Annotated in this window: 1 protein-coding gene; it reads right to left on the reverse strand. The window is 48.4% G+C overall.

Features of this window, described 5'->3' with window-relative positions; translation table 11 throughout:
- Window positions 1-117: 117 nt before the first annotated feature.
- On the reverse strand, window positions 118-312 hold a 195-nt coding region (locus tag SB775_RS28435; protein WP_410864526.1), incomplete at its 5' end, for a hypothetical protein.

Genomic DNA, 312 nt, shown 5'->3' on the forward strand with positions numbered 1-312 from the left:
CTAGGACCTCCCGCTATTAGGAGCAGGAACGCAAAAATGGCAATCAGCCACCTTCTGCACTTCGCCGTTTTCATTCGCTTTATACCTCCATGAACAGTTTCTCTCCATACAAATCGTTCATTTCCTATTATTAATGACGATGAATACGGTAAAAAAGCTACAGTCTATTTTTTCGGTAGCAGGAACTGGCGATGGAGCCCTCCCGCAAGTGATGGACGGATTCGGAGCAATCACGCCACCATTCCCGTTCACTGGAAGGCTGGAGTAAACACCATTCGCGCCGAGCTTACGAATCAAGACGCCTTTGGCTGG

It is taken from the genome of Peribacillus sp. SIMBA_075, from assembly GCF_046534585.1.